Source organism: Xaviernesmea rhizosphaerae (genome assembly GCF_001938945.1).
Taxonomy (GTDB): domain Bacteria; phylum Pseudomonadota; class Alphaproteobacteria; order Rhizobiales; family Rhizobiaceae; genus Xaviernesmea; species Xaviernesmea rhizosphaerae.
In genome coordinates, this window is sequence record NZ_MKIO01000037.1 from 163,789 (window position 1) to 180,432 (window position 16,644).

At 66.0% G+C, this 16,644-nt stretch carries 11 protein-coding genes; 1 reads left to right on the forward strand and 10 read right to left on the reverse strand.

Going from position 1 to position 16,644, the window contains the following annotated elements; all coding sequences use genetic code 11:
• Positions 1–7 precede the first annotated feature (7 nt).
• From addB to BJF92_RS17285, 10 genes are all read right to left on the reverse strand, one after another.
• Entirely contained in the window at positions 8–3,202 is a 3,195-nt protein-coding gene (gene addB, locus BJF92_RS17235; RefSeq protein ID WP_245294812.1) for a double-strand break repair protein AddB, read from the reverse strand.
• Between the two features lie 276 nt (positions 3,203–3,478).
• Entirely contained in the window at positions 3,479–4,222 is a 744-nt protein-coding gene (locus tag BJF92_RS17240; protein ID WP_075636026.1) for a nucleotidyltransferase family protein, read from the reverse strand.
• 89 nt (positions 4,223–4,311) lie between these two features.
• Positions 4,312–5,826: a tRNA (adenosine(37)-N6)-threonylcarbamoyltransferase complex ATPase subunit type 1 TsaE gene (gene tsaE / locus BJF92_RS17245; RefSeq protein WP_075635983.1), complete on the reverse strand. Its 1,515-nt coding sequence runs from the start codon at positions 5,824–5,826 to the stop codon at positions 4,312–4,314.
• Positions 5,827–5,833: 7 nt separating this feature from the next.
• Positions 5,834–8,305 carry a sensor histidine kinase gene (locus BJF92_RS17250; protein ID WP_075635984.1) on the reverse strand — a complete coding sequence of 824 codons (2,472 nt, stop codon included), beginning with the start codon at positions 8,303–8,305 and terminating at the stop codon, positions 5,834–5,836.
• Positions 8,306–8,782: 477 nt separating this feature from the next.
• Complete coding sequence (ahcY, locus tag BJF92_RS17260; protein WP_075635986.1) at positions 8,783–10,183, reverse strand: adenosylhomocysteinase; 1,401 nt, start codon at positions 10,181–10,183, stop codon at positions 8,783–8,785.
• A 245-nt stretch (positions 10,184–10,428) separates the two neighbouring features.
• Positions 10,429–10,701, reverse strand: a complete 273-nt coding sequence (locus tag BJF92_RS17265) for an HPr family phosphocarrier protein (protein WP_078058198.1) — start codon at positions 10,699–10,701, stop codon at positions 10,429–10,431.
• A 17-nt stretch (positions 10,702–10,718) separates the two neighbouring features.
• Entirely contained in the window at positions 10,719–11,120 is a 402-nt protein-coding gene (locus BJF92_RS17270; RefSeq protein ID WP_075635988.1) for a PTS sugar transporter subunit IIA, read from the reverse strand.
• 161 nt (positions 11,121–11,281) lie between these two features.
• Entirely contained in the window at positions 11,282–11,788 is a 507-nt protein-coding gene (locus BJF92_RS17275) for an HPr kinase/phosphorylase (protein WP_075635989.1), read from the reverse strand.
• Positions 11,781–13,553, reverse strand: a complete 1,773-nt coding sequence (locus BJF92_RS17280) for a sensor histidine kinase (protein ID WP_139790594.1) — start codon at positions 13,551–13,553, stop codon at positions 11,781–11,783. Before BJF92_RS17280 ends, BJF92_RS17275 begins: the two co-directional genes overlap by 8 nt.
• Positions 13,554–13,659: 106 nt before the next feature.
• Complete coding sequence (locus BJF92_RS17285; protein WP_139790590.1) at positions 13,660–14,397, reverse strand: response regulator transcription factor; 738 nt, start codon at positions 14,395–14,397, stop codon at positions 13,660–13,662.
• Between the two features lie 330 nt (positions 14,398–14,727).
• Between BJF92_RS17285 and BJF92_RS17290 the strand changes: the two genes are divergently transcribed.
• The gene (locus BJF92_RS17290) at positions 14,728–16,341 is read left to right on the forward strand and encodes a phosphoenolpyruvate carboxykinase (protein ID WP_075635992.1); all 1,614 of its coding nucleotides are present in this window, start codon (positions 14,728–14,730) and stop codon (positions 16,339–16,341) included.
• The last annotated feature ends 303 nt before the right edge of the window (positions 16,342–16,644 follow it).

The window sequence follows — 16,644 nt, forward strand, 5'->3', positions numbered from 1 at the left end:
GCTCAGCTCATCCATTCTCGCCCTCCGCGGCTTCCGCGGTCGCCCATTCGGCCACGCGGGCGAGATGATCATATTCGCCGCCGTAATCGCGCTCCTTCTGCACGATGACGCGCGAGACGAAGCCGCGTCTGCCGGAGAGAAGGGCGGCAAGCAGGCCGGTCAGCTGCAGCACGGCCTCGTCGGCCAGTTCGGCGGCGCTCTTGCGCTCGTCCGATCCGCGCCCGCTGCCGCGCTCATTGTTGACCGTATCGACCTCGAACCGGTCGCCGGGCTTCAGGCGAACATAGAGCAGGTCGGTCGTTTCGCGCCGGTCCACGCCCTTGAAGGCGCCGCGCTTGAGCGCCGCCGCCTCCAGCGGCAATTGCGGATCGAGCAGCGCGCGCGCCTCCTTCGGCGAGGGATTGGAGCCTGTCTTGTAGTCAACGATGACGGCTGCGCCGTCCTTCAGAATGTCGATCCGGTCGGCGATGCCGGTCAGCCGCAGCTGACCGACGCCGAGCGGCAGGCTGGCCGGCACTTCCAGATGCGAGCGGAGGATTTCGCCATGGCGGGCGATTTCCCATTGCAGAAAGGCCTCGGCCACGCCGTGAAAGCGCGGCCGCCAGATCACGTCGATATGAGAAGGCAGCCGGGCGGCGTCGAAGGCCTCCTCGACGATCTCGGCCAGACGCCGGCGCGCTTCAGGGCTCGATGGCACGAGATCGGCGCGTACGAAGCGCTCGACGATGGCGTGGTAAAGCGTGCCGCGCATGGCAGCACCTGGATCGGCGTTGAAATCATCGAGCGGCGCAAGCCGCAGGACGCGCCGGGCATAGACGGCATAGGGGTCGCGGCGAAGGCGGGTGACCTCGCTGAAGGAATATTTCGTCGGCTGCAGCTCCGGGTCCGGACGCGGCTGCGGGCGCGGCGCCAGCGGCTGGCTCGGGCGCTCGTCCAGCTGGTGGCCATATTCGATAAAATCATGCCCGCGGGCGCGCATGGCATCGCTCAGCGGCTTGCCGAGAACGGCGGCCAGGCGCTGCAGCCAGCGAGAGGCGACCGTCGGCGCGCTGCCCTTGCGCAGCGCGCGGGAGAGCACGAGACGGCGGGTGCCGCAGGCCATCTGAAAATCATGGGCCAGCTGGCCGATCCGTCGCTCGGGCGGCTCCAGCCCGATGCCGGTCTTCATCGCCCGCGACAGGAAGGGATCGTTGGCGGTCTGTCCCGGCCACACACCCTCGTTCATGCCGCCGAGCACGATCAGGTCGACGCTTTGCAGCCGTGCCTCCAGGGCGCCGAAGACGAAGACGCGCGGATGGCGCATGGCGCGCGGCTTGATCGCCTCGCCCGCCATCAGCGCCTCCATCGCATCCGCCCATTGCCCGCCGGTGGCCTCGATCTGTCCGTCGGTCTCGATCACGGCGGTGAGCAGGCGCGACAGCGTTTCGCCGGCTTCGCTGTCCCAAAGCTCCGCCAGATTGCCCTCCGCATCGGCGGCCACGGCTTCCAGCGCCTCGCCGGTGGCGCGCGCCCAGTCGGCAAGCGTCGGTTCCGCCTCCTCCGTGTCGGTGAGCGCCAGAAGCGGGGCGGCGGAAAGCGTGATCGCTTCCGCCAGCGTGCGCGCCTCTTCCACCGCCTCCGGCGTCAGCGCCGCGCGCCATTCCGGCACGTGCCGCTCGTCCGCCACCTCCGCCAGGCGCTGCGTCATCAGCGCGGTCAGATTGTCCAGCCGCGTGGCCTGCGTGCCGCCGCGCAAAGCTAGACGCTCGAGCAGCCGGCCGGCTAAGGCGAGACGATCCGGTGCCGCGGGGTCCTGTCGCATGGCGTCGCGCATCTGGCCGAACCGGGCCAGCGGATGCTTGATCAGCGCGGCAATGGCCACGGGATCGCCGGGCTTCAGCGCCGCATCGAGCAGAAGCCGGGCCAGCGTGCCCGCCGGCGTGGCGGACAGCGGCGTGCCGGCCGTGTCGTCGGCCTCGATGCCGAAGCGCATCAGCTCGGCGCAGACCCGGGCGGCCAGATCACGGTCCGGCGTGATTAGCGCCGCCTGGCAGCTGTCGCTCGCCTCCAGCGACAGGCGCATGGCGACCGCGATGGCAGTAGCCTCCTCGCGCTCATTGGTGGCCTCGATCAGGGCGACATCGGTAAAGGCTTGGTCGAGCAGGGCAGCATCGCCTTCCGGCGCCTCGCCCCAGGCGCTGGTCTTCTCCACCGGCAGCAGCGCGCGCGAGACGGTGGCGGCGCGCAAGGCGAGATCGGGCTCCACCATGCCAAGCAGGCGCACCTCCTCGCGCGTCCGCTCCAGCCGTTCCAGAAGGCGGAAGAGGCCATATTGCGGGTGGCTGCGCGTGGCGGGATTGGCGAGGGGCCCGCTGAGCGCACCCTCTGGTGCTACGGCCGTCCATTCCGCTTCAGACATGACCGTATCGAGACCCGGCAGGACGATGGCGCCCTCGGGCAGATCCCGGATGGCGGCGATCAGCCGGGCCGTGGACGGGATGGAGCCGGTGGAACCGGCGACGATCACGGGGCCCGAGACCTTGCCGGCGCGCAGCCGTGCGGTTTCAAAATCGATCACCGCATTGCGGTGGCGGGCGGGCGAGGACACGCCGAGTTCCTCCAGCCGCGCCGGCCAGAAATGGCGGGCAATGTCGAGGAACTCCAGCGTCAGCTGCCACCACTCGGCGAAGGTCTCGGCATCGAGCGTCTTCAGCGCCTCCCAGTCCAGCTCTTCTGTTTCGACAGAATCGATGATCGCCGAGAGGTCGCGCGCCAGCCAGATCGCATCGGCCGGGCTTGCCGGCGCGATCAGCGCGCTCTCGCCGTGAACGTCGCGCACCACCTGCGGCAGGCGGTTGCGCCAGGCCAGGATCAGCCGGGCCAGCTCGATCAGCCGGCCGGTGGAGACGATCGGCGGGGCGAGGTCGAGGGTGGCAGGGCTTTCCTGGTCGAAATAGCCGCTGTCATCCTCCGTCTCGCCGAGCGGCCGCACGACCGGGAGGATGGCGGATTGCCCGCCAAGGCGATCGACGAATTCCGAGCGCAGGACGCGGGCGGCACGCCGTGTGGGAACGAAGATGGTGACATCGGCCAGAGAGAGCGGGTCGGCCGGATCATAGCGGAAGTCCGGCACCAGATCGCCCGCGCAAAGCGCATCCACCAGCGTGCCGAGAAAGGGCGCGCCGGGGGGGATGGTGAGGATGTTCTGCCGGGGCTGAGCCACCCGATCCGGGACCTTTCCTGAGAGCATCGGACCGAAAAGTGGGAATCGGTTTTCGGAACAATCCGATGCAAAAACAAGAGTCTAGAGCATAATCCGACCGGAGTGAAACGGCGATCGATAGGATTATGCTTCGAATAAAAGAGCTTGAGACGCGCCGTCTTTCGGCGCAGCCTTCAGCGCCTTTCAGGACGCGGCAGGACCGCATCGCCGCAAAAGGGCTTCCCGTCTCAGATAGCACCGGCTGACCGTCTTGTGAGCCCCGGCCCGGCGTTTTCCTTAGATTCCCGCCGGCGTTTCGGTTCCAGCCACGGCAGCGCCCGCGCAGCGGGCGATGGTCGCCTCCGCCTCGGCGATCGCCTCCGGCGTTCCCACGGTGATCCATTCGCCAGACATGACCAGGCCGAAGAGCCGGCCGCTGTCGATCACCCGGTCGAAAATCACATTGAGGTTGAAGGCACCCTCCGGCGCATCGTCGAACAGAGCGCGGCGCAGGACGAAGGCGCCGGCATAGACCACGCCTGCGCCCAGATCCTCGCGATAGCGCACCAGACGGCCATCCGGCAGGAGGGAGAAATCATTGCGGCCATTGTGCCCGGTGGTGCGCGCGAGCGGCACCACCAGCATGGCCATATCCATTGCCTGCGCATCGAAGAAGGCGGATAGCCGGCTCAGGTTCGAGGGTTCGTGTGGATCCTCGCCCACCCAGAAGAGATCGGCATTCATGACCATGACCAGCGGATCGCTCAGCAGGCGCAGGCCCTTTGCCAGCCCGCCGCCGGAGTTCATCAGGCCCTCGCGCTCATCGGAGATGCGGATGGCGGGAGCTGCGCGCGCGGCCAGATGCGCCTCCATCCGGTCGGCGAAATGATGGACATTGACCACCGCCGTCTCGATGCCGGCCTCGACCAGGAGGTCGAGAACATGATCGATCATCGGCCGGCCTGAGATCGGCACCAGCGGCTTGGGCATGGTCTCTGTGATCGGCCGGAGCCGCGTGCCGAGTCCAGCGGCCAGAACCATGGCGGAGCGGATGGGCGGGTGGAGCGCGGGGTCGCGAGCGAGCGGCGTTGCAGGTACCGGGGCAGGGGAAAGCGGGGGCATCGGCCGCATCACGCCTTTTCGTCTGAGAGGGGCAGCCCGGCCTTGCGGCACCAGTCCGCCAGGGGTTCGAGCGCGGGATGGGCGAGCGCCTCGCGCAGATAGGCCATGGTGCGCGGCATGTGCTGCATATAGCCGGGCTTGCCGTCGCGCACCTTCAGCCGCACCCAGATGCCCACCAGCTTGCAATTGCGCTGCGCGGCCATGAGGTGGAAATCGCGCAGGAAACGCTCCCTATCGAATCCAGCATCCTGCCCGCGCGCTGCCAGATAGGTCTCGATCATTTCGGCCCTGAGCGCCGGCGGGATCGTTACCCGGGCATCCTGGGCCAAAGCTGCGAGATCATAGGCCGTGGGGCCGATCATCGCGTCCTGGAAGTCGATCAGGCCGACGCGCGCGACGTCCTCGCGCTCCGCCTGCCAGAGAATATTGGGCGAATGAAAGTCGCGCAGAAGCAGATGGCGCTCGCCATCGGCGAGCCGGTCGATCAGCCCGTTCCAGATCGCCTCGTAGTCCGCACGCTCCGCCTCGGTCGCCGGCGTGCCGCGCACCTCCGGCAGGTACCAGTCGATCAGCAGGCTGGTCTCGATCGCCATGGCGGTTCGGTCGAAATCCGGCACGGTGTGAACCAGGCCCGGCGCCACCGGCAAGTCGCGCGGCGGCTGCAGGCGGTGGAGCCGCGCTAAAAGCGCGGCCGAAGCGAGATAGCGTTCGGCAATCGGTTGCGCGGACGCATCGATTACGCCCTCCCTGCCGAGATCCTCCAGCAGCAGAAGGCCTGCCTCCAGATCCTGCGCGAGGATGGCGGGCGCGGTGAAACCCGCGTCGCGCAGCCAGTGGTCGATGGCGACGAAGGGGGTGACGTCCTCGGCGATATGGGCGAGTTCCGGATAGGTCTTGCCGTCGCGCACCACCGCCCCGCGCGGCCGGCGCGGCGCGTCCATGAGGATCAGATCGGGCAGGATCAGGTCGGCATCGCCTCGGCGAAGGATGCGTTCATAGGCGCGCACCGAGGCATCGCCGGTCAGGAAGCGGCGCGTGGCCTTCGGCCAGCCGGCCCTGTCCAGAAAGGCGCGGATGTCCAGGCTGCGGCCGATCCGGTCCAGGGCCGATTGCGGACCGGAGAAACGGGCCAGCCGGCCTTGGCCCTCATGGGTGAGCGTCAGGGTGATGCGGCTTACGGGCAGCTCGGCGCTCGCGCGGTCCGGCCATTCCACCAGGCAGATGCCCTCCGACAGTGCCTCGTCGAAGCCGAGTTCCTCCAGCTCGCTGCCGTCAGCCAGACGATAGAGATCGAAATGGGCAACCGGAATCCGGCTGTCATAGGTCTGGACCAGCGTGAAGGTCGGGCTCGGCACCTCGAGATCCGGCGCTTCGGCAAGCGCGCGGATGAGCGCGCGTGACAGCGTGGTCTTGCCGGCGCCGAGATCGCCCGACAGCGCCAGACAGTCGCCTGTCACAAGCGCGCGGGCGAGGTCCTCGCCCAGCATCGCGGTGGCCTCGGCATCGGGAAGCTGGATGTCCATGCGGTGCTTACTCCGCCGCGATCTGGCGCAGTTCGCCCGCCGGGAGCCGGCAGGTCACTTCGGTGCCCTCGGCCTCGCCGGAGCGTATGGCGACGCTGCCGCGATGGAGCGTGACGAAGCTCTCGACGATCGACAGGCCCAGCCCCGCGCCGCCATGGCTGCCATGGCTCTCGAAGCGGTTGAACACGCTGGCGATGACCTCGGGCGGAATGCCCGGCCCCTTGTCCTTGACCGAGAAGACGAAATCCGTGCCCTCGCGCCGGCAGGCCAGAGCGATGGTGCTGCCCTCCGGCGCCACCTTGGCGGCATTGGCGATCAGCTTGATGAAGATCTGCTTCAGCCGCTGGTGATCGGCGACGAAGCGGCCGAGCGTCTCCGGCGCCTCGATGGTCAGCGACACGCCGCTTTCCTGCAGCCGGTCGGCCATGTGCAGCGCCACCTCGTCGAGAAACTCGCCGAGATCGATCTCGGAGAGATCCAGCTCGACAATGCCGGCATCGACGGTGGCGAGGTCGAGAATATCGTTGACGATGGTCAGAAGCAGCGAGGAGGAGGTGGCGATGTGATCGACATATTCGGCCTGGCGCGGCGTCAGCGTGCCGAAAGCCGGGGTCTTCAGGAGGTCGGCGAAGCCGATGATGTTGGTCAGCGGCGAGCGCAGCTCGTAGGAGACGTGCTGGACGAAGTCGTTCTTCAGCGCATCCGCCATCTGCAGCGCCTCGTTCTTCTCCTTCAGCGCGCGCTCCACGCGCACGCTGTCGGTGATGTTGACGAAGGTCAGCATGGTCTGGGCATTGGGCAGGGGGATGACGGCGAAGTCGAGGATCAGCCCGGTGCGCAACTCCAGAATGCCGCGATAGGACGGGCGCTCATCGTCGAAGCTGGTGATCAGCTGGGCGAAGCGCTTCCATCCATCGGCCATGTCATAGGAGGCGGCGCAGGCCTGCTCGATCGCCTTGATGTGCGTGCCGGGCTGTACCTGCGTCTCCGTCACGCCCCAGAGCGCGCGGAAGGCAGGGTTCGACAGGCGGATGCGGCCATCCGGCCCGAAGACCGAGACGCCCTCGGCCAGATGGTCGATGGTCTCGCCCTGGACATGGACCAGCGTGTTGTAGCGGGTTTCCAGATCGACGCGCTCGGTCAGGTTCTCGAACACCCAGGTGGCGCCGCCCTGCGGCCTTGCCGTGGCCACCACGCGCAAGGTCTGGCCGTTGGGCAGGTGCCAGAGGTCGGTCTGGGTGTCGATCGCCTGGTAGACGGAGAGGGCGTTCTCCTTCCACTGGCGCCAGTTGAGCTGTTCGGGCAGCTTGCCGCGCTCGCGCAGCCGGTCGAGGATCTCGCCATTGTCCGGCTTGCGCATCAGCGTCGCCGTGTCGAGATCCCACAGGCGCTGGAAGGCCTGGTTGTAGAATTCCAGCCGCTGCGCCCCGTCGAAGATGGCGACCGGCGTGGTCAGCTGGTCGAGCGTCTCGGCATGGCTCTTGAGCGTGCGCGCCAGTTCCTCGCGCACGCTTTCGATCGAGGAGACATCGATGGCGAGGCCGGCGGAGCCCTGCGTCGTCTTGGCGTCGATCACCTCGAACACCCGGCGATTGCCATGGACCACGGCCGACAGCGTGTCGCGGAAGGGCACGTCATAGGTGGCGCCGGCGCGGATCTTCTCGCGCGTCAGCGTCGGCAGGAATTCGCGGCCCTCGGCAATCGCCTCGGCCGAGGTGCGCGCCTCGACCGCGCTGCGATAGGCCTCGTTGACCCAGCTAAGCTTGCCGTCGGTGCCGCGCTGCCAGACCGGCAGATCGGTGGCGTCGAGAAGGGCATGCAGACCCTGCAGCGCCGTGCGCAGCCGGTCGCGCTCCAGCCGGGCCTCGGCCAGTTCCGCTCTCAGGTTCGACAGGGCAACGAAGCGCACGAAGGCGCGCCCGCCGGAGACGCGGCCCTGCACCTCGACGATTTCGCCGCGCAGCGTGTCGACGATCAGGTCGAAGCTCTCGGCGCGCGAGCGCAAGGCCTCGATCGCGTGATCGAGCGCTGCGGCCGAATGCGCCTTGATCCAGCGCCCGAAGGCGAGAAAGTCGCGGTCGTCGGCCGGGGCGCCGGTCTCGGCCGGCAGCTGGCCTAAGAATTCCGGCCGTTCGCGCGGGCTTTCCCAGACGACGATGCGGCGATCCTTCTCCGACAGCAGCGCCTGCAGCCGGGCCACGCGCTGGTTGGCGTCGGCGATCATTGCCGTCAGGTCGCGGTTTTCCGCCTCGCTGCGGGCGCGCTGGCGGCTGAGCCAGACCATGGAAATGGTGGCGGCCGCGCCGGCGCCGGCCAGAAGCGCCAGCGAGATCACTTCGCTCGAATGAAACAGTCCGCCACTGAAGCCATCGGCGGCAAGGGCGTGTCCGCCGCTGGCCGCGAAGCAGGCGCCGGCCCAAAGCCGCGCCAGCAAGGCCGTCCTGCGGCCCGGTCTCCTGGAGATCTCGTCTCGTGTCATCCGCCTGCCTGTTCCATCTGCCGGGCCGCCCGCTCGAGGCGCGCTGCCGCCGCATGGTGCTTACGGCATCTCCACGCCCCGTCCGCCAACGGAGCGTGAACCGCCCAATCCAAAGAAAGACGCCGCAAAGCCTCATGCCGCCCTTCGGAGGGAGCGGACATGGATGCGGCGCGCATCGCAATGGCTGTCATGCCGGGACATGCCGCCATCATGGCGCAACCGTCCCCGGTCAGATCCGCCCCTGTCGGCTCCGGCCCGATCGCCGGAAGCCTGCCTGCCCTCTGTGCCGAGAGCATGGCGGGAGCGAAGCATTGCATCCCCTTGCTTAGGCGCCGGGGCTTGCGCCGACCCTGCGGAGTGCGCCTCTGCTTGCGTGCCGGCGGGCAACGAAAAAGGCCGCGCAGCGTCTCCGCTGCACGGCCTTCATGGGTCAAGTCGCTGAAAGCGCTCAGGCTTTCGCCATCGCTGGCGTCAAGATCAGTAGCGGTAATGCTCGGCCTTGAACGGGCCCTGCGCCGACACGCCGATATAGTCGGCCTGTTCGGGGCGCAGCTCGGTCAGCTTGGCGCCGAGCTTGGCCAGATGCAGGCGGGCGACCTTTTCATCGAGATGCTTCGGCAGAACATAGACGTCGTTCTTGTATTCGCCGGGCTTGGTGAACAGTTCGATCTGGCCGAGCACCTGGTTGGTGAAGGAGGCCGACATGACGAAGGACGGATGGCCCGTGGCATTGCCGAGGTTCAGCAGGCGGCCCTGCGAGAGCAGGATCATCCGGTTGCCGCCGGGGAACTCGACCATGTCGACCTGCGGCTTGATATTGGTCCACTTCAGGTTGCGCAGCGATGCGACCTGGATCTCGTTGTCGAAGTGGCCGATATTGCCGACGATCGCCATGTCCTTCATCTGGCGCATATGCTCCAGGCGGATGACGTCGCGGTTGCCCGTGGTGGTGATGAAGATGTCGGCCGAGGAGACGACGTCTTCCAGCTGAACCACCTCGAAGCCGTCCATGGCGGCCTGCAGCGCGCAGATCGGATCGATTTCGGTGACCTTGACGCGGGCGCCGGCGCCCTGCAGCGAGGCGGCCGAACCCTTGCCGACGTCGCCATAGCCGCAGACGACGGCGACCTTGCCGGCCATCATCACGTCGGTGCCGCGGCGGATGCCGTCGACGAGCGATTCCTTGCAGCCATACTTGTTGTCGAACTTCGACTTGGTGACGCTGTCGTTGACGTTGATCGCCGGGAAGGGCAGGAGGCCCTTCTTCGACAGTTCATAGAGGCGGTGAACGCCGGTCGTGGTCTCTTCGGTCACGCCCTGGATCGCGTCGCGCTGCTTGGTGAACCAGCCCGGCGACGCTTCAAGCCGCTTCTTGATCTGCGCGAACAGGATCTCTTCCTCTTCCGAACCGGGGGTCGACAGCACGTCTTCGCCGGCCTCGGCGCGGGCGCCGAGCAGGATGTACATGGTGGCGTCGCCGCCATCATCAAGGATCATGTTGGACAGGCCGCCATCGGCCCACTGGAAGATCTGGTCGGTATAGGTCCAGTACTCTTCCAGCGTCTCGCCCTTGACGGCATAGACCGGCACGCCCGAGGCGGCGATCGCAGCGGCGGCGTGGTCCTGGGTGGAATAGATGTTGCACGAGGCCCAGCGCACATCGGCGCCGAGTGCCACCAGCGTCTCGATCAGAACGGCGGTCTGGATCGTCATATGCAGCGAGCCGGAGATGCGCGCACCCTTCAGCGGCTTCGTCGCGCCGAATTCTTCGCGGCAGGCCATCAGGCCCGGCATTTCGGTTTCGGCAATGGCGATTTCCTTGCGGCCGAAATCCGCCAGGCCGATATCGGCCACCAGATAGTCGTGGGTCGTGCTCATGTCAGGGCGTCTCCAGCTTGAGGCAGCGGCCAAGGCCCCGAAGGCCCCGTCGGCGCTGCGAAAACTCTGTCTGCGGCACGCTGATGGGCGCGCGGCTCGGAAAGCCAGCCCGCCCTTCTTCAGGCGGCATGGCATGCCAGGGGGAGAGCGGCATGCGCCGTTCCCCTGATCATGACAGGTGATCTAACAGGATTCCGTCCTGCGGGCAATGGACATATAAAGACGTCTTTATGTCTTTATATGGTTCACATTTCCTCGCCAAAGCGATCGGCGACCAGGGCCTCGAGCGCGGCGAGGGCGGCTTCCGCCTCCTCGCCCGTCGCGCTGACCTGGATCGTGCAGCCGGTGCTGGCGGCCAGCATCATCAGCCCCATGATTGACAGGCCGCCCACGGTCATGCCGTCCTTGGAGACATGCACCTCGGCATTGAAGGTCTCGACGGTTTGGACGAATTTCGCGGAAGCGCGGGCATGGAGGCCGCGCTTGTTGACGATGAGAAGGTCGCGGGTCAGCGTCATCAAGGCTCGTTCTGTGGTTATTTTCCGCTCAGCACGCGGCTTGCGACATTGATATATTTCCGCCCGGCTTCCGAGGCCTCGAGCAGCGCCTTGTCCATCGTGCTCTCTGCGCGCACGCCCGCCAGCTTGATCAGCATCGGCAGGTTGACGCCGGCGATCACCTCCACGGTGCCGCTCTGCATCACCGATATGGCGAGGTTCGAGGGCGTTCCGCCGAACATATCGGTCAGAATGATGACGCCATTGCCGGCATCGGCCGCCATCACGGCCTCCAGAATATCCTGGCGCCGCTGGTCCATATCGTCCTCTGGACCGATGCAAACCGTTTCAATGGACTTTTGCGGACCGACGACATGCTCGAGCGCATGCCGAAACTCCTCTGCCAGCTTGCCATGCGTGACAAGCACAAGTCCGATCATGATGTCTTTGCTCCACCTGCGCGACGACCGCCTTTGAGAAGAGCAGCCGGATAGCGCAATGCTGATATTTCGTCCACCGCCGGGGCGGCCATCTTGGCAAGGAAAAGGCGAAGTGCAAGCGAAATTCCGCATCGCAGTGATCGACCGGTGCATCCTCGCCGCTATTTTCCGCAGGTTTGTCCCAAGGTTGCGGCAATCAGCGGCTTCAGCCTCACAAGAGGATCGATGCCGTCCCCATAGGGAAGGCGGATCAGTGGAAGGCTCAATCCCGCCGCAAGTTCCGCCCGTTCGTCTGGCGGCGCGATCCGCTCCTCCAGACCGAACGCCACCTGGCCGAGCGCGACGGGACGCACGGCGATCTCCACCACGGCGGCCGGCACGCTTTGAACGGGGACGATGCCGCTGCCGCGAATTTCGGCAAGACTGCCTATCACGGGCGGCCGTCGGGCGACGATCACATCGCCATGCGCTTCGATCAAGACCTGGTCATCGCCGATCAGCGCGGCAAACAGCCCGGCGCGCCGGGCGCTTTCAATGGTGGCCAGCGCCAGGATGGTCTTGCCGCTGCCGGCCGGACCGACGAAGAGCAGGCCCTGCGTGCCCAGCACGATGCCCGTGGCGTGCACCGGCCGTGCCTCGGCCCGATGTTCACGCTCGGGCTCACGCATTCGTCTCGGCCGGCAGCGCCAGGGTGAAGCGGGCGCCGGTGATGCGACCCTCGGCGTCCTTCATGTTGTCCGCCTTCAGCGTGCCTTTGTGTGCTTCTGCGATCTGGCGCGAGATCGACAGGCCGAGGCCGGAATTCTGGCCGAAATCCTCGCCCTCCGGCCGGTCGGTGTAGAAGCGCTCGAAAATCCGGTCGATATCCTCGGCCTGGATGCCCGGCCCATTGTCTTCCACCTGAACGATGCAGCGGTTCTTGCGCCGTGTCAGCCGCACGAGAATGCGTCCGCCGTCCTCCGGCACGAAGGAGCGGGCATTCTCGATCAGGTTGGTGATGATCTGACCGATCCTGAGTTCGTAGCCCGAGACCAGGAAGCTGGTGCGCGGATCCTTCCGGTCGACGACGAAATTGAGCTGCACCGTCTTCTTCTTGCTGCGGATCTGGCGGGAGATGTCGACGAGGCTGGCCAGCAGCGTTTCGAGATCGACCGTGCTGGCATCGCTGCGGGCGAGCTCGGCATCGAGCCGCGAGGCATCGGAAATATCGCTGATCAGCCGGTCGAGCCGGCGCACATCGTGCTGGATGATGTCGAGAAGCCGCTGCTTGCTCTCCTCGCTGCGCGCCAGCGGCAGGGTCTCGACCGCGCTGCGCAGCGAGGTCAGCGGGTTCTTCAGCTCGTGGCTGACATCGGCGGCGAAGCTCTCGATCGCGTCGATCCGGTCGTAGAGCGCCCGGGTCATGTCGCGCAGCGCGATCGACAAATTGCCGATCTCGTCCTGGCGCGAGGAGAAGTCGGGGATCTCCTGCCGCTCCTTCGCCCCGCCGCGGCGCACGCGGATCGCCGCCGCCGAGAGGCGGCGCAGCGGATTGGCGATGGTGGAGGACAGGAGCAGCGACAGGATGACATTGACCAGCGCCGCGACGCCGAAGACGCGGATGATCGCGAGGCGCTCGGCATGGACGATCTTGTCGATATCGCCGGCCTGGGTGGACAGAAGCAGCACGCCGAGCACGGCGCGGAAGCGCTGCACCGGCACGGCCACCGAGACAATCAGCTCGCCCTTTTCGGTGACGCGCACCACTGCGCCGCGCACGCCCGTCAGTGCATTGACCACTTCGGGATAGATCGAGCCGTTGCCGCCGGGGGGCTCCTTGTAGAGCGAGAGATTGCCGGGCTGCAGCAGCCGGTTGAACCAGCCGTTCACCCGGTCGGTGAAGCTGGTCTCATCCGGGGTGATCGAGGGCAGATCGAAGCGCAGCACCTGGCCGCCGGTGTAGAGATGGCGCGAGTCGAGCAGCAGGTCGGCATCGGCATCATAGAGCCGGGCGCGGGTGCGGGTGGGCGAAATCAGCCGGCGCAGGATCGGCGCGACCCGCTCCTGCGTGATCGGAAATTCCAGGTCCTCGTCGCGCGGCACCGGCGTGATGCTCTGGCCGGCCTGCAGCTCCAGGAGCTTCTGCGGATCGATTGTGATCGAATTCGTATCGACTGAAGCCGAGGCGGCGATCGCGCCGGCGATGATCTCGCCCTGGGTCAGCAGACTTTCCACCCGCGCATCGATCAGCCCCTCGCGGAACTGGTTCAGATACATGATGCCGCCGACGAGCACGACCAGCGCCACAAGGTTGAAGAACAGGATGCGTCGCGTCAGGCTGGAAAAGACCGCATTGCCGAACAAGCGCCGGATCAGCGTGAAGGGATGCGACCAGCCGGAAAAGCGACGTCGCGGCGTTTCCGCCGCGTCGTCGCCGTCGCTCTGCCGTGCCATGGTCTGTGGGAGGACGTCCGTCACTCTGCCTTACCGTCTTTCGCGCCGCGCCGGACGCGGCGCCGCCAAAGCGATGCCCCGTCCTGCCGTTGGCGTCGTTGTAGGCTCACGCGGTCTCGCGGAACCGGTAGCCGACGCCATAGAGCGTCTCGATCATGTCGAAGTCGTTGTCGACCATCTTGAACTTCTTGCGCAGCCGCTTGATGTGGCTGTCGATCGTGCGGTCGTCGACATAGACCTGCTCGTCATAGGCGGCATCCATCAGCGCGTCGCGGCTCTTGACCACGCCGGGCCGCTGGGCGAGCGAATGCAGGATCAGGAATTCGGTGACGGTCAGCGTCACCGGCTCGTTCTTCCAGGTGCAGGTGTGGCGCTCCTGGTCCATCACCAGCTGGCCGCGCTCCAGCGAGCGCGAGGGCGCGTCGTCCTTCGCCTTTGGCGCGGCGGTCCCTGCGCTGTTGCCGGCGGCGGCGGCCTCGCGGTTGGCCGAGCGGCGCAGAATGGCCTTGACCCGCTCCACCAGCAGGCGCTGCGAGAAGGGCTTGGTGATGAAATCGTCCGCACCCATCTTCAGGCCGAACAGCTCGTCGATCTCCTCGTCCTTGGAGGTGAGGAAGATCACGGGCAGGTCCGACTTCTGCCTCAGGCGGCGCAGAAGTTCCATTCCGTCCATGCGCGGCATCTTGATGTCGAAGATCGCCAGCTGCGGCGCGCGGGCCAGCAGCCCGTCCAGCGCGGATGCGCCGTCCGTATAGGTCTCGACCTTGTAGCCCTCCGCCTCGAGCGCGATCGAAACCGAGGTCAGGATGTTTCGATCGTCGTCGACGAGTGCGATTGTCTGCATGGTACGCTGCTCCATCATGTCTACTTCAGGCTCCAGGCGCGGTCTTATCCTCTCCGGAGCCCGACTCTTCTAGTATAAAGCTGGAACAAATTGTGGCGAAGCGAAATCGCTCGCCAATTGTGCAGGCCCGCGCGTTTTTCCTGCAGTTGCCAAAAAATGGTTCAATCACCTGCCGCTTCAACCGATTAAAGATCGCAGGAAAATTATTAAATCGATTAATATACTGATTTTAATAAGAAAATTTCTTTGACCGCTTGCGTTTCGCTGGGCCCGCTTCTATGGTCCGTCCATCCCAAAACCCTGCCGCTTCAACCGAAAGGAAAAGCGATCATGACGCAGACAGGTCTTTTTAATCCGGAGCAGACGCTCGAAGCGCTGGGCTTCACCGAGCTTTCCGCGGTTCGCTACAACCTCTCGGCCGCCGAACTGTGCGAGGAAGCTGTGCGCGCCGGCGAGGGCACGCTGTCGGCGCATGGCGCGCTGTGCGTCGTTACCGGCCAGCACACCGGCCGCTCCGCCAAGGACAAGTTCGTCGTCCGCGATGAAAAGACCGAAGACAAGATCTGGTGGGACAACAACAAGCCGATGTCGCCGGAGCATTTCGAGCGCCTGCGTCTCGACATGCTGGACCATGCCCGCGGCCGCTCGCTGTACGTTCAGGATCTGATCGGCGGCGCCGATGCCGAAAACGCCCTGCCGTCGCGCGTCGTCACCGAATTCGCCTGGCACTCGCTGTTCATCCGCAACCTCCTCATCCGCCCGGATGCAGAGACGCTGAAGACCTTCGTGCCGAAGCTGACGATCATCGACCTGCCGCACTTCAAGGCCGATCCCGAGCGTCATGGCTGCCGCACCGAAACCGTGATCGCCTGCGATCTCGAACAGGGTCTGGTCCTGATCGGCGGCACCTCCTATGGCGGCGAGATGAAGAAGTCCGTCTTCACCGCGCTGAACTATCTGCTGCCGGCCAAGGGCGTCATGCCGATGCATTGCTCGGCCAATGTTGGCGCGGCAGGTGATTCGGCCGTGTTCTTCGGCCTGTCCGGCACCGGCAAGACCACCCTGTCGGCCGATCCGAACCGCACGCTGATCGGCGACGACGAGCATGGCTGGGGTGCTGATGGCATCTTCAACTTTGAAGGCGGCTGCTACGCCAAGACCATCCGCCTGTCGGCCGAAGCCGAGCCGGAAATCTTCTCCACGACGCGCCGCTTCGGCACCGTTCTGGAAAACGTCATCCTCGACGAAGCCCGCGTTCCGGATCTCGACGACGGCCGCCTGACCGAGAACACCCGCGCCGCCTATCCGCTGGACTTCATTCCCAATGCCAGCGAGACCGGGACGGCCGGCCATCCGAAGACGATCATCATGCTGACGGCCGATGCCTTCGGCGTCATGCCCCCGATCGCCAAGCTGACGCCCGACCAGGCCATGTACCACTTCCTCTCCGGCTACACCGCCAAGGTCGCCGGCACGGAAAAGGGCGTCACCGAGCCGGAAGCCACCTTCTCGACCTGCTTCGGCGCTCCGTTCATGCCGCGCCATCCGAGCGAATATGGCAATCTGCTGCGTGAGCTGATCTCCAAGCATGGCGTGACCTGCTGGCTGGTCAACACCGGCTGGACCGGCGGCGCTTACGGCACGGGCCGTCGCATGCCGATCAAGGCCACCCGCGCGCTTCTGTCGGCAGCTCTCGACGGCTCGCTCGCCGATGCCACCTTCCGCGCGGACGAGAATTTCGGCTTTGCTGTGCCGGTGGCCGTCGATGGCGTCGACACCGCCATTCTCGACCCGCGCTCGACCTGGGCCGATGCGGATGCCTATGACGCGCAGGCCCGCAAGCTCGCCGACATGTTCGTCACCAACTTCGCCAAGTTCGAGAGCCATGTCGATGGTGGCGTGCGCGCTGCAGCTCCGGGCGGCCTGAAGCTCGCCGCCGAATAAGGCACCTGGCAATTTGGATTCACGTGAAACCCGGTCGCTCGCGGCCGGGTTTCACTTTTTCGATGCGGCGCTTTCCATGCAGCACACAGAGGCAGCAGGCAGCACCATCCGCTGACCGGGTCGCTGTTCTTCAACAACCTCCCGCACTTGCGACCTGAAGCAGGTCGTGATCGCAAAGCCGATCCCCTCTTTTCGGTCTGATGCTCTCGTGTCGTCTCACCTCCGGATTTGACTCCGGGGCAGGCGAGCGACATATGTGGGGCGGCTTTCGGCAAAAGGCCGTGCGCAAACGGGATCGGCTGG